Here is a 13,393-nt window from a genome sequence, read left to right as displayed (position 1 = left end):
CTATTTATATGAATTAAGCGTTGTCGCCTTCTACAACTTCAACGATTTCTTCGATTGAATCTGCTTGAGCTTCTGAAGCTGCAAATTCTGCTTCAACTGCTGCTGCATCTTCACCTTGACGTCCTTCGATGATAGCGTCAGCCAATTTAGCTGTGATCAATTTAACAGCGCGGATAGCATCATCGTTAGCTGGGATGATTACATCGATATCATCTGGATCAGTATTTGTGTCAACCATCGCTACAACTGGGATTCCCAATTTTTTAGCTTCTTTAACAGCGATTTGCTCTTTATGTGGGTCAACTACGTACATCACATCTGGGATACGAGGCATATCTTCGATACCACCCAAGAATTTTTCAAGACGTGCACGTTGTTTGTTAAGAAGTGCAACTTCTTTCTTAGGAAGAACTTCGAAAGTTCCATCTTCTTCCATACGTTTGATTTCTTTCAAACGAGCGATACGTTTTTGGATTGTTCCCCAGTTTGTAAGAGTTCCACCCAACCAACGGTGGTTGATGAAGTATTGACCTGAACGTACTGCTTCTTCAGCAACTGCATCAGCTGCTTGTTTCTTAGTACCAACAAACAATACAACTGCATCGTTAGCTGCTGCATCACGCATGAAATCGTAAGCTTGGTCAGCGTATTTTACAGTTTGTTGCAAGTCGATAACGTGGATTCCGTTACGCTCAGTGAAGATGTACTTAGCCATCTTAGGGTTCCAGCGACGAGTTTGGTGACCAAAGTGTACACCAGCCTCAAGAAGTTGTTTCATTGAAATTACTGCCATGAGTATTTCTCCTTTTTGTTTTTTTCCTCTTCTTGACTTCAACTCGCAAAACGACCCAAAGGCAACTGTTTCACAATTCATCAAGAATGAGTATTATCGTTCACACGACAAGTTTCATTTTACCATACTTTTTCAATATTTTCAAGTGATTTTAGCAGATTTTTAAAGTAAGGTAACTATATGAATCATAAAAGAGACTCAAATCGAGCCTCTTCGTTTTATTCATTAGTTTGGATAGATATATGTTACAAAACCTTCTGAAGTCGTAGTAGGATTGAACCATCCACGTTTATTTCCGATTGTACGGTTTCCACCATAGTTTGATTCAGATACTTGGATACTTGTTGATGATGAAACAGCTGTAACCACGGCTACGTGTCCATATCCACCATCATTCCAACATGCAATGGCACCAACTTGAGGTGTAGATCCTGTACGGAATCCTGCTGCAGCTGCACTTGTAGCCCACTGTGCTCCATTACCCCAGTAATCTCCAGCCCAAGGCGCCAATGTTTTAGCTCCCCATGTACACTCACCAGTTGGATAACTTGAAGCATTTGTACTATATGTTGGACGATGTGTCACTGGAGCAGGAGTGTAGCTTGTTGATTCTGTTGAAGCACTGCTTGAAGATGATTCAGACGAACTTGACTCAGATGAACTTGATGAAGAAATAGTAGATAGTGCTTGAACTTGTGCTGTAAAAGTTGTATTTCCAGAAGCAACTACTGTTTGTTGTTGACTTGCTTGTTTAGCTTTATAAGCTGCTTCTGCTTCTGCTGCAGCTTTAGCTTCTGCTTCTGCTGCAGCTTTTTTCTCAAGTAAACTTGCTTTTTCATCCTCTGCAGTAGCCTTTTCAGCAGCAAGATTCAATTCTGCAGCTTTCAACTCAGCTTGTTTTGTAGTTAATGATTGAGCATCATCAGCTAGTTTTTGCTGATTTGCAATAACTGTATTAATTGCATCATTGTTTGCTACTTGTTTTTCAGAAATAGCTTTTTTATCTGCTTTTTGTTGTTCCAACATCTTGTTGTTTGCAGATACGATTTCACTCATTGCAGCAACACGTGAAATAGCTTCTGTAATTGATTTTGAGTTTACAATTGTATTGATGTAATTTGTTGCAGCTCCATTTGTTTGAGCACTACGAGCTTGTTTTTGTAATGAATCATTGCGAGATACAATATTCTTAGAAAGTTCTGTAATTTCACCCTCAAGCTTTTTAGATTCTGCTTGTAGTCTATCATTTTCAGATTGCAAGTTTGATTGCTCTGTTTGAATAGCAGATACTTGCTCCTGAACTTGATCAACTTGTTTTTGTGCTTCTTGTTGTTGTGCTGTTAAGTTACTAATTTTATTATCTTGAGCAGCAATTTTGTCATCAGTAGTTTCTGCATGCGCAGTTGTTAAAACAGCTACTTGAGAAACCATTACTGTACTTAATAAAAGTGACGCTAAGATTTTTTTCTTCATATTACGTAGATACTCCTTCTTTTAAAGACATTACTAGTATACCAAAAAAAGGCCTAATGAATATTACGCCTTTGTTACATTTTTATTTCTTTCTTATAGATAAAATTTTTCAAAAATAAACTGAAAGATAATCATCCACATAAGGTTCAAAATCATTGATGGTACTAAACTATAGACTATAAATAAAGACATACTATCCACAGTTAAACCTACCACTATTGCAAGTATATAAGCTCCCATCTCAAATAGAAAAGTCATGACAATAATTGCCAACATTCTCGTCCAACGATTCAATAAAATAACGCTATTAAATTTATGGAGAAATGCCCCCAATAAGACGAATAACAAAGTCGCAATCCCTATCAAGTGGAAAAAGTAGATGTCATAGACCAAACCCACTACAAAACAATAAGCTAAGTAGAAGTACTCTGATACTTCAATCGTCTCAAATAAGAGAAACAAAAATAGAAAATGACTAGCCAACTGCACGTGGGGAAAAAACGAGCCCAGAAGCTGACTAATATGGGCATCAATTAGAACAAAGAAAGGAAGCAATAAAAATACTCCAACCCGCTTCAACTGTCTCATTATGAATTCCCCACTAATTCTATCACATTCACATTATGAGTATCTGCACTCAATTTAACAGTTACTTCTCGTGTCAAATAGTCCGTACTATGCGTTGTGGCAACCACTTCACCAACAGGAATATCAGCAACGTTAAAGTTTCCTAATCCACCAGTGGTCACCTTATCTCCTGCACTAATATCGCTACTACTATTTAATTGACTAATTTTTAGAACTTCATTTTCCTTGTCATAGCCAACAATAATTCCATAAATTGTAGTAGAACCATGTTGAATTTTAACAGAAATCTTATCAGCATTTTCCGTATTTGTCAGAAGGTTGACCATGGTAGAGTTCTCCTCTACTTTTGAGACACTCCCAATCAAGCCACCATTTGCAATTGCTAACATATTCTCAGAAGCCCCTTTTGATTTGCCTGCATCTAAGGTCAACTCCTGCTTCCAAGATACCGGAGATCGCATAATAACATCTGCTGCCAAAGTCTTTGTAGCTTGCAATTTGGACTTCATATCAAGCAATTGGCGCAGTTGTTCATTTTCCATCTTTAAACTTTCCGCCTCATTTGATTTAACTTCTAATTGGTAAATCTGTTTCTTCAAACTTTCATTTTCATTATAAGTGCGTGTCAAATGAGCCAAATCTGATTTGACAGAATCAAACCACTGAAAAGGTTTTTGCACAACCCTATCAACCACTGAGATTCCATCTCCTAATCTTGTCACAATTGTACTTGAATAAGTCGTCGCTAAGAGAGCTGACACAAGCAGAACAGTGACAAAAACAATAATGACATATTTTGATTTTTTAAAACGGTTCATATCCCTACCTTTATATCAAAAACTGTTACAGTAACTTTTTATCAATTCCTGAAAGCTACTAAGATTTTAAGAAAAATAAGCAACAACCAAGTATGATAATAACAAGAATGGTCAGCGTATCCTTTCGAGTCCATTTCAATTGTCGATATTGACTTCTGCCTTTTCCACCCTGATAACCACGCGCTTCCATTGCGATAGCCAAGGAATCCGCACGTTTTAAACTTGTCGCAAAAAGAGGAATCAAAATGGGAATCATAGCCTTCACCTTTTGAACAATACTTCCTTCTCCAAAATCCACTCCACGCGCTTTCTGTGCATTCATAATCCGCGTCGTATCATCCATCAAGGTTGGGACAAAACGCAAACTCATAGACAGCATCAATCCAATTTCATGAACTGGAACTTTCATACTCTTTAAAAGTGCTAATAGAGCTTCGACAGCTGATGCCAAACTTAAGGGCATGGTCGTTAAGGTTAACAAAGTAGAAAAGAAAATAATCAATACAAAGCGACAAAAGATAATTCCAGCTTGTTGCAAAGCATAATCCGTGATTCTCACAAACGAAAACTCAAATAAAACATTCCCATTAGAAATGAAAAACAGTTGAAAAATAGTTGTGAAGGCAATCAAGAAAAACATAGACTTCAAGCCCTGAATAAAAAATGAAAGAGATACTCCTGACAAGGCAATAAAGATCCCTGTCGCTATAAAAAGAATCAGATTCGTCAAGGGATTATTAGCCCAAAAAACGATCAAAATCAGTAGCATCATAGCCAGTAATTTGCTGCGTGGATCCAATCGGTGAACTATCGAATCCCCTGGGATATAACGCCCCAAAATCATACTATCCATTTAGCGACTCCTTGAACTCCTCTATCTTAATCGGTAATCGTTTAAATGACACGCCTCTATCAGCCAATCGTTTACAAAAAGCTGTAATTTTAGGTACTCCCAACTGAACTTCTTCCATAAAAACAACATCTTGAAAGACATCACTAGGTTTACCAAACTTAACTAAACGTCCCTTTTCCATCACATATACCTGGTTCGCATATTCAGCAACATCATCCATCAAATGCGTTACCAAGACAATGGTCATCCCTGACTGGTGGAGTTTTTTGAACAAATTCATCAGCTCTTTTCTTCCCAGGGGATCTAGGCCTGCTGTGGGTTCATCTAAGACTAATATAGCTGGTTCCATGGCAAGTATGCCTGCAATGGCGACACGTCTCATTTGTCCACCTGATAGCTCAAACGGACTACGATCAAAAAGTGATTCATCAATTCCAACCAGAGCCAGTTTCTCACGCGCAATCTGCTCCGCATCTTCTTCAGAAACTCCAAAATTTTGCGGTCCAAAAGCAACATCCTTCAAAACCGTTTCTTCAAAAATCTGATTTTCAGCAAACTGAAATACCAAGCCAACCTGTTTTCTAATTTGACGAATATCTTTGTTTTTAGAAGTCGAGGTGATTAAGGTATCAAAAACTCGTACACTTCCTTGACTTGGCACCAATAAACCATTTAAAAGTTGTAATATAGTCGATTTGCCGCTACCTGTGTGCCCAATTAAAGCCGTATAAGAACCATCTTCAATCGTCAAGGAAACATCCGACAAAGCTGTTGAAGCTAAGGGAGTCCCTTCTTGATACGTAAAACTCACATTTTCTAGAGCAATTCCCATAGTTTATCCTCTAGCTCACTTTCTGTCAAATAATTTTCAGGCAAATCATAGCCATTCTGGCTCAAAGAATGTTTTAATTGATTGGAAAAAGGATCGTCTAATCCAATTTGATCTAAATCATTTCGAGAGAAAAGTTCTCTTGGGCTACTAGTTGATTCAATTTCCCCTTTTTTCATGACCAATACACGATCACTCATGGCGACTTCTTCCAAATCATGTGTAATGGAAATGACCGTCATATCATAGTCTTTTCGAATTCCTTTTACTGTCTCAATCAGTTCTCTACGCCCCTCAGGATCCAACATACTCGTTGCCTCATCTAAGATTAAAATAGCTGGTCTTAGGGCTACAACACCTGCAATAGCCACACGTTGCTTTTGGCCACCTGATAGACGCGCTGGCTCTCTCTTTTTAAAGTCCAACATGCCAACCAAATCCAGAGCTTCTTCCACTCTCTTTTTCATTTCTTGACGAGAAAGTCCCTGATTTTCCAAACCAAAGGCAACATCATCTTCAACAGTCGCTCCAACAAATTGATTGTCTGGATTTTGAAAAACCATACCGATTTGACGACGTATATTCCAAACATTTTCCTCAGTCAATCGTTGACCATCAATTACAATCTCTCCAGATTCTGCTTCCAGTAAACCATCAATTAAGCGAACCGTCGTTGATTTACCACTACCATTATGCCCTACAATCGAAAGCCATTCTCCACGTTTCACGTGAAACGTAATATCCTTCACATCGTAATATTCCTGACTTTCCTTATAGCGAAAAGAAAGATTTTTTACATCAATTACTGATTTCATTTCGAACCAAATGTCCCTTTAAATACATAGGCACTACCCTTGAAATAATCATAGCCAGAGTAGATAGTGAAAAACAAGGCTACATAAAGTAGAACTTGACCAAGCAAAGTCCAATGTAATAGCAAGAAAATAATGGCAAACATCTGACTAAAAGTTTTAATTTTTCCAGGCATTGCTGCTGCTAAAACTGTTCCACCAGTTTCAACTAATAAAAGTCTTAAACCTGTCACAGCCAACTCACGACAGATAATCACTGCAACAATCCAAGCTGGAGCCATTCCTAACTCAATCAGCATAATAAAAGCCGACATAACTAGTAGCTTATCCGCCATAGGATCTGCAAATTTACCAAAATTACTAACCACATTCCATTTACGAGCTAAATATCCATCTAAATAGTCTGTAATACTGGCAATAGCAAAGATAATAGCTGCTACCATATGACTCTCTATCGAATTTCCTACTGTTAAAATAAAGATAAAAATAGGTATAAAGAGAATTCGACCTATTGTTAAGATATTTGGAATTTGTTCTTTTTTCATTCGTTTTTCCTTAATTTTTAGTAAAGGTTACAGCGATTTTTCCAGTCTGAGCTGTTAATTTCGATAAATCAACAGTCTGATTGTCTACTGTTAAGGCAACACCTTTGACAACACCTAAAGTAATTGTCACAGGATTTTTAGTTGAAACGCTTGTTTCCGCACTTTTATTATCCGGTGATAAGGTCACCCCACCCTCAAGCTCACTTTCTGAAACACTAACCCAACTTCTAGCATCTGAGACTGATAATTGTAATTTTGCAGTTTCCTTGCTCGTTTTATAAGCAACTTCTACTCGATTTCCTTCACCTGATACACTTATAGCTGGTTCCATATTCGAAGAGCTACTTGATGAACTACTACTTGAAGATGAAGTTACAGAACTAGTTGAGCTTGTTGCTTGGACTACACTATAACTAGACGCAGATGAACGCTCAGGTTGAGTCTGGAGATAATTCCAAACATAATAGGTCACAAAAATGACAATCGATAATGCAAAGAGTATAAAATAAAATAAAGGTAAAAATGATGCCTTATTTTTCTTACTTGAACGTCTCCTACCTGTCAACTCGTCTTCATCAACATCTACTTCTTCATAAGTAATCATGCTCCCAGAATCATAAGCATCCAAGACAATTCGCTCATCTAGCTCAACTGCCCACGCATACTTTCTCAAAAAAGAACGAGTATAAAATGGACTAGGAAGTTGATCAAAATCATCAGCTTCCATCGCTTCCAACATATCCAACTGAATTTCTGTTTTTTTGTGTAATTCTTCTAAAGTCAACCCTTGGTTGGTTCTAGCTAAACGTAAAACCTCACCAATTGTTTTTTTCCTCATACTTGTCATTCCTTCTTTCTAGTATCGATTATGATAGGTTACTACGATGGGAATATTGTAAAATCAACTATATCACCATCATCTATTAAATGATGTCCAGCATCAAGGACATCCTCTAAAGTAATTTCCTGTAAAATTTTTGGCAAATCAAAAATTGTCTCACCATTTTCAAAAGCATCATATTGCGTTGCAATAAATTCAAGAGAGTTCATGCTACTGAAAAATTCTCCAAACATCTCTCTTTTAATAATATCTAAATGATCCTCTGTAATATCTAAATCCTTTGTAAAATTACGAATAGCCTTCCTAAACTGATGAGATAAAGCAACTGGCTCTTTTGTATCCATTGTCAACATGACAAAATGAAAGCGACTTGTTACTTCAACTTCCAGAGATAAGGATGCGTCAATTTTACCTGATTCATATAATTTCTGAAAACGATCCGAAGTCCAACCAAACATCATTGCAAACAATAATTTTAATAAAATATGATATCGATAGCAATCCGCTTCAGCAACTTCTTGTTTACCCCTAACACCAATCGCTAGTTTAGGAGAAGATACTTCCATTCTCATACTGTCTGTTTGCTTTACATCTTTTAAAACAAACTTTTCTCTTGCTACTTCCTGAACATCTAACTCTTCCAGTTCTTTTCTTTCAAAATAGTCCTGTACTTGATCCACATCAAAATTGCCAACTAAAAACAGAGACATGTTTACAGGTTTGTAAAATCTTGTAAAATTTTCTTGCAAATTAGTTAGATTGATTTGGGAAATTGACTCCTCACTTCCAACTATATCAGTTGCTAAAGGTGTACCAGGATACAAATTCGCTAAAGTTGAAAAGAATAAACACGAATCTGGATCATCTTGATACATTTCTCGTTCTTGCTGGATAATATCCTGCTCTCTTAAAATGGAATCTTCAGTAAAGTGTGCTGATGTTACCAATTCATCAAGTAAGTCCAAATTTTCTAAAAAATGATCCGTTGCTGAAAAAAGATAGCTTGTTTTTGTAAAGCTTGTAAAGGCATTACTATCTGCACCTAGACTCGTAAAAGCCGACATCAAATCGCTAGCATTTTCTCTCTCAAACAATTTATGTTCAAGAAAATGAGCAATTCCCGCAGGATATTGTTTTACATATCCGTCAACTTCTGTGACAAGCGTATCTACCGAACCAAACTGTACAGTTACACTCCCGTAAACCTCTTTAAATTCCTTTTTAGGCAAAAGAGCAACTGTCAAGCCATTTGACAAACGAGTTCGATAAACCATTTCTTTTACAGCTGGATAGTATTTTTCTTCAAAAACAACCTTTGTCATTCTATTCCTTCCATAAAGTAAATCGCTTGTAGTTTCACATTATTAGCTGCTCTACAAATAGCATCTTTGTCAACTTTCTCGAGTTTTGCAACCCAACTTTTAAAGTCTGCTGAAGATTTTCCAAGTAAGGCATTTTGATAAGCACGTTCAATCAATGAAGATTGATTATCTTGAGAAAGTAACAAAGACCGACGAATCATCTCCTTGGTCTGCTCTAACTCAAGCTCTGTAAAATATCCTTTTTTTAAATCAAGCAGTTGATTATTCATCATTTTACGAGCCTGGTTCCGATTTTCTCGATCAATACCAGCATACATCCTCAAGAACCCACTAAATAAATCGAGCTGACTGGAAATTGTATAAGCTAATCCAGCATCTTCACGAACATTTGTAAAGAGTTTAGAGTGAGCAAATCCGCCCAGTAAACCATTCATTACAATCATGGGTAAATGTTGCTCATCACCATATTCAGAAGGGCAATGATAACCCAATTCCAAAATGGATTGTCCCACATTTTTCCGAATCATACCTTCCTGAAGGATATTAGAATATGGTTGACAATACTGAGCCTTCACATCTCCATATCGACCTTTGAAGCCAACTGATTCTAATACATTTTGAATTTCAACCTCATTAAAGTCACCTAGGAAAAAGAAATCTATTCGATCATTAGCCAAAAATTCTTGGAAACAAGAATAAGAACTTTGTGGAGTTTCAGCTAAAATACGATTTCGTAAATCACTGTATTCCAATTTGAGACGTTCATCATGAAAAAATAATTTATCTAATTCTTTATGTGCGAAATAAAAAGAATCATCCATATCGGCTGCTAAACTTGCTAGTAATTGTTTTTTCTCAATTTCAAATAAGGCCGAATCAAACCCATTGTCAACTACTACGGGTGAAAAAAGAGTTTCTTTTACAAGTTCCAAAACCTGAGAAGTTAGCACATTTTTCCTACTTAAAAACTCATCACGAACATAGGTAAATGTCAATTCTACAATGTGACTTTGCCCTCTTCTGAAACAATTGGTTGACATATCTGTACCGTATAGACTGGCCAAATGTTTTCTCAAATCTTGAGAAGTGGGGTACATCTGATTAGCAGTCTCTAGCATACTCGCACTCAACATGCGACCTGCAATCGTATCAAGAGATAATGGAGCGGTAAAACGCACGGTGATTTTGTTCGTTTTAAACTTTTTTGATTGGATAAAATGTGTTGAAATTCCATGCACTAACTCCATGATTTACCTCCTTATATACAGACTTCTATTATATCACGAAAACCTGAAATTTTCTTGTTCTCTGTAGCACTTTTGAAATAAAAATCGCTTACATTTCTCCCTATTTCTCTCACTATTTTTAGGAAAATATGGTATAATACCAAAGATTGAGGTGAATTATGGAATACAAATTATTTGAAGAATTTATTACCCTCCAAGCACTACTCAAAGAACTTGGAATTACACATAGCGGAGGAGCTATCAAATCATTTCTCTCTGAACATTCTGTTTACTTTAATGGGGAATTAGAGAATCGTCGTGGTAAAAAACTTCGTATTGGTGATAAAGTTGACATCCCTGACATGAATATTGACATCTTGTTGACACAACCTACTTCTGAGGAGCAAGGGGAATACCAAGCTGATAAAGTTGAAAAAGAACGAATCGCTAAGCTTGTTAAAGAGATGAATAAGGGAGTAAAAAAAGATAAATCAAAACCTACTTCTTCACCCAAAAGCAAACAAGCTCCGCGATTCCCTGGTAGATAATCATGTGGCTACAACATCTATCTCTCAAAACTTTTCGTAACTATAAAGAGACGAAAATAAACTTTAATCCTAAATTAAATGTCTTTTTAGGACGTAATGCTCAAGGAAAAACAAATATGTTAGAGGCTATCTATTTTTTAGCCTTAACACGTAGTCATCGAACTCGAACAGATAAAAATCTCATTCATTTTGATGAGGAACAACTTCATCTTTCAGGTCTTGTTCAGAAAAAAACGGGATCCGTTCCTCTCGAAATTGAACTAACACAAAAAGGACGTGTGACAAAAGTGAATCACTTAAAACAGGCACGACTTTCAGATTACGTAGGACACATGAATGTTGTCTTATTTGCTCCTGAAGATTTACAACTAATTAAAGGAGCACCTTCAGTTCGACGAAAATTCATTGATATGGAGCTTGGGCAAATTAAGCCAATCTATTTATCTGACTTAACCAATTATAATCACATCCTTAAGCAAAGAAATACCTATTTAAAATCAGCTCAAACAATAGATGAAACCTTCCTTTCAGTACTAGATGATCAGCTAGTCGATTATGGATGTCGCGTAATGAAGCACCGCTTAGATTTCATAAAAAAACTAGAGCATTTTGGGCGTAAGAAACATTTTGAAATCTCTAATCAGATTGAAGAACTGTCAATATCCTATCAATCTTCTGTTAAGCTAACTGACAAAGAAGACTTATCAGAATCTTTCAAAATTGCTTTAGAAAAAAGTAGGTCCAGAGATTTATTTAAAAAGAATACTGATGTTGGTCCTCATCGAGATGATATTTCTTTTTATATAAATAGGATGGATGCTAGTTTTGGAAGTCAAGGTCAACATCGTAGTCTCGTCCTATCTATAAAATTAGCAGAAATCGAATTAATGGAAAGTATTACTACAGAATCTCCAATATTACTGCTTGACGATGTTATGAGCGAACTTGACAACACTAGACAACTAAAACTATTAGAAACGATTTCACATTCAATACAAACCTTTATCACAACAACCAGCTTAGATCATCTTCAAAATCTGCCAGAAAATCTAAGCATTTTCACTATTCAGGATGGTAAAGTTACTGTAAAGGTAAGTTGACAACATTGTAAAAGAACTCCTGTTTTCACGGGAGTTCTTTTCATTGTTTTTACATGGAATAATTTGGTGCCTCATTCGTAATTTGTACATCATGAGGATGGCTTTCTTTCAAACCAGCACCAGACATTTCAATAAATTGAGCATTATCATGTAGTTCTTTAAGGTTAGCTGCACCACAATAACCCATACCAGAGCGAATACCACCAATCATTTGGAAGACAATATCAGCTGCCGCTCCTTTATAAGCAACACGACCTTCAATTCCTTCTGGAACGAGTTTGTTTGCTTCATTGACAGAACCTTGGAAGTAACGGTCGCTTGAACCTTTCTTCATAGCAGCGATTGAACCCATACCACGGTAAGTCTTGAATTTACGTCCTTGGAAGATTTCGGTTTCTCCTGGAGCTTCATCAGTTCCAGCAAACATAGATCCAAGCATAACGGCATTGCCACCTGCTGCAAGGGCTTTTACAATATCTCCAGAATACTTGATTCCACCGTCAGCAATGATCGTTTTACCATATTCACGCGCAACAGCTGCAGCATCATAGATAGCTGTTACTTGCGGAACACCAACACCAGCAATCACACGAGTAGTACAGATAGAACCTGGGCCAATCCCAACCTTGACAACGTCTACACCTGCTTCATAAAGGGCACGTGCACCTTCAGCAGTAGCAATATTTCCAGCAATCAGTGTACGGTCTGGGAAATGAGCACGAATCTCAGCAATTTTACGCAAGACACCTGCAGAATGACCATGCGCAGTATCAATAACAATCGCATCCGCTCCTGCCTCAAAAAGAGCCTCTGCACGTTCAAATGTATCTGAAGTAACACCTACTGCACCAGCAACCAGAAGACGACCAAACTCATCTTTAGCCGCATTTGGAAACTCAATAACTTTTTCAATATCTTTAATAGTAATCAAACCAGAAAGACGGCCTTCTTCATCTACCAACGGAAGTTTTTCAATACGGTGTTCTTGAAGAATGCTTTCAGCCGTTGCAAGATCTGTACCCACAGGAGCAGTCACAAGATTTTCACTAGTCATATGATTTGAAATTGGTTGGTTATAATCTGAAATAAAACGAAGATCTCGATTTGTCAAAATACCAACTAATTTACGATTTTCAAGTGTTTCAACAACTGGAACACCACTGATACGGTAACGTCCCATAAGCTCATCAGCTTCAGCGATTGTATGTTCAGGCGTCAAGAAGAACGGATCAATAATAACTCCATTTTCAGAACGTTTTACCTTACGAACCTCGTCTGCTTGTTGAGCAATTGACATGTTTTTATGGATAACTCCGAGACCGCCTGCACGAGCAATAGCAATGGCCATTTGACTCTCTGTAACTGTGTCCATGGCAGCGGTAATAATTGGGATATTTAAAGTCAAATTATCTGCCAATTTAGTTGTTAAATCTGCATCGTTAGGCAACACATGACTTTCAGCTGGAATAAGCAATACATCATCAAAGGTAAAACCTTTTTTCAAAAATTTAGTGTCCCAATTAGACATTCGAAGTTTCCTCTTTTCTTTCTTTTTGAGCTTGACTCTTTTTATATTGTATCTATCATACCATTCTATAAAAATTTGTCAAATGTTACAGGAGCAAATAAAAAACTATCTTTTCTT

Annotated in this window: 14 protein-coding genes; 2 read left to right on the top strand and 12 right to left on the bottom strand. The window is 37.0% G+C overall.

Going from position 1 to position 13,393, the window contains the following annotated elements; genetic code table 11:
* Positions 1–13 precede the first annotated feature (13 nt).
* From rpsB to NMM26_RS05295, 11 genes are all read right to left on the bottom strand, one after another.
* Positions 14–793 (bottom strand): 30S ribosomal protein S2, encoded by a 780-nt coding sequence (gene rpsB, locus NMM26_RS05345; RefSeq protein ID WP_000268459.1) that lies wholly within the window; start codon positions 791–793, stop codon positions 14–16.
* 225 nt (positions 794–1,018) lie between these two features.
* Positions 1,019–2,266 (bottom strand): peptidoglycan hydrolase PcsB, encoded by a 1,248-nt coding sequence (gene pcsB / locus NMM26_RS05340; protein WP_000727023.1) that lies wholly within the window; start codon positions 2,264–2,266, stop codon positions 1,019–1,021.
* A 93-nt stretch (positions 2,267–2,359) separates the two neighbouring features.
* Positions 2,360–2,854, bottom strand: a complete 495-nt coding sequence (gene mreD, locus NMM26_RS05335) for a rod shape-determining protein MreD (RefSeq protein ID WP_001249457.1) — start codon at positions 2,852–2,854, stop codon at positions 2,360–2,362.
* The gene (mreC, locus tag NMM26_RS05330) at positions 2,854–3,672 is read right to left on the bottom strand and encodes a rod shape-determining protein MreC (RefSeq protein ID WP_001078995.1); all 819 of its coding nucleotides are present in this window, start codon (positions 3,670–3,672) and stop codon (positions 2,854–2,856) included. The genes mreD and mreC overlap by 1 nt, the downstream gene beginning before the upstream one ends.
* 58 nt (positions 3,673–3,730) lie before the next feature.
* Complete coding sequence (locus NMM26_RS05325; protein ID WP_000377888.1) at positions 3,731–4,525, bottom strand: energy-coupling factor transporter transmembrane protein EcfT; 795 nt, start codon at positions 4,523–4,525, stop codon at positions 3,731–3,733.
* Positions 4,518–5,357: an energy-coupling factor transporter ATPase gene (locus NMM26_RS05320; protein WP_000510424.1), complete on the bottom strand. Its 840-nt coding sequence runs from the start codon at positions 5,355–5,357 to the stop codon at positions 4,518–4,520. Before NMM26_RS05320 ends, NMM26_RS05325 begins: the two co-directional genes overlap by 8 nt.
* Complete coding sequence (locus NMM26_RS05315; RefSeq protein WP_000843637.1) at positions 5,342–6,169, bottom strand: energy-coupling factor ABC transporter ATP-binding protein; 828 nt, start codon at positions 6,167–6,169, stop codon at positions 5,342–5,344. Before NMM26_RS05315 ends, NMM26_RS05320 begins: the two co-directional genes overlap by 16 nt.
* The gene (pgsA, locus tag NMM26_RS05310; RefSeq protein ID WP_000712122.1) at positions 6,166–6,711 is read right to left on the bottom strand and encodes a CDP-diacylglycerol--glycerol-3-phosphate 3-phosphatidyltransferase; all 546 of its coding nucleotides are present in this window, start codon (positions 6,709–6,711) and stop codon (positions 6,166–6,168) included. Before pgsA ends, NMM26_RS05315 begins: the two co-directional genes overlap by 4 nt.
* A 10-nt stretch (positions 6,712–6,721) precedes the next feature.
* Positions 6,722–7,549, bottom strand: coding sequence for a cytoskeleton protein RodZ (gene rodZ / locus NMM26_RS05305; RefSeq protein ID WP_001227985.1), 828 nt, complete (start codon positions 7,547–7,549; stop codon positions 6,722–6,724).
* 41 nt (positions 7,550–7,590) lie between these two features.
* Entirely contained in the window at positions 7,591–8,874 is a 1,284-nt protein-coding gene (locus NMM26_RS05300) for a pitrilysin family protein (RefSeq protein WP_000170226.1), read from the bottom strand.
* Positions 8,871–10,121: a pitrilysin family protein gene (locus tag NMM26_RS05295; protein WP_000424288.1), complete on the bottom strand. Its 1,251-nt coding sequence runs from the start codon at positions 10,119–10,121 to the stop codon at positions 8,871–8,873. Before NMM26_RS05295 ends, NMM26_RS05300 begins: the two co-directional genes overlap by 4 nt.
* A gap of 158 nt (positions 10,122–10,279) precedes the next feature.
* Between NMM26_RS05295 and yaaA the strand changes: the two genes are divergently transcribed.
* Both yaaA and recF read left to right on the top strand, forming a co-directional pair.
* Entirely contained in the window at positions 10,280–10,648 is a 369-nt protein-coding gene (yaaA, locus tag NMM26_RS05290) for a S4 domain-containing protein YaaA (protein WP_000455893.1), read from the top strand.
* 2 nt (positions 10,649–10,650) lie between these two features.
* A complete protein-coding gene (recF, locus tag NMM26_RS05285; protein WP_000266680.1) occupies positions 10,651–11,748 on the top strand; it encodes a DNA replication/repair protein RecF in 1,098 nt (365 codons plus the stop codon).
* Positions 11,749–11,797: 49 nt separating this feature from the next.
* On the opposite strand, the gene guaB is transcribed toward recF, so the two are convergent.
* Complete coding sequence (guaB, locus tag NMM26_RS05280; RefSeq protein ID WP_000073418.1) at positions 11,798–13,276, bottom strand: IMP dehydrogenase; 1,479 nt, start codon at positions 13,274–13,276, stop codon at positions 11,798–11,800.
* Between the last annotated feature and the right edge of the window lie 117 nt (positions 13,277–13,393).

The sequence above is a fragment of the Streptococcus sp. CF7_Ac1-8 genome (assembly GCF_024295435.1).
Classification (GTDB): Bacteria; Bacillota; Bacilli; order Lactobacillales; family Streptococcaceae; genus Streptococcus; species Streptococcus mitis_AP.
The sequence above is the reverse complement of the archived record's forward strand: the minus strand, read 5'-3'. Positions and strand labels throughout refer to the sequence as shown.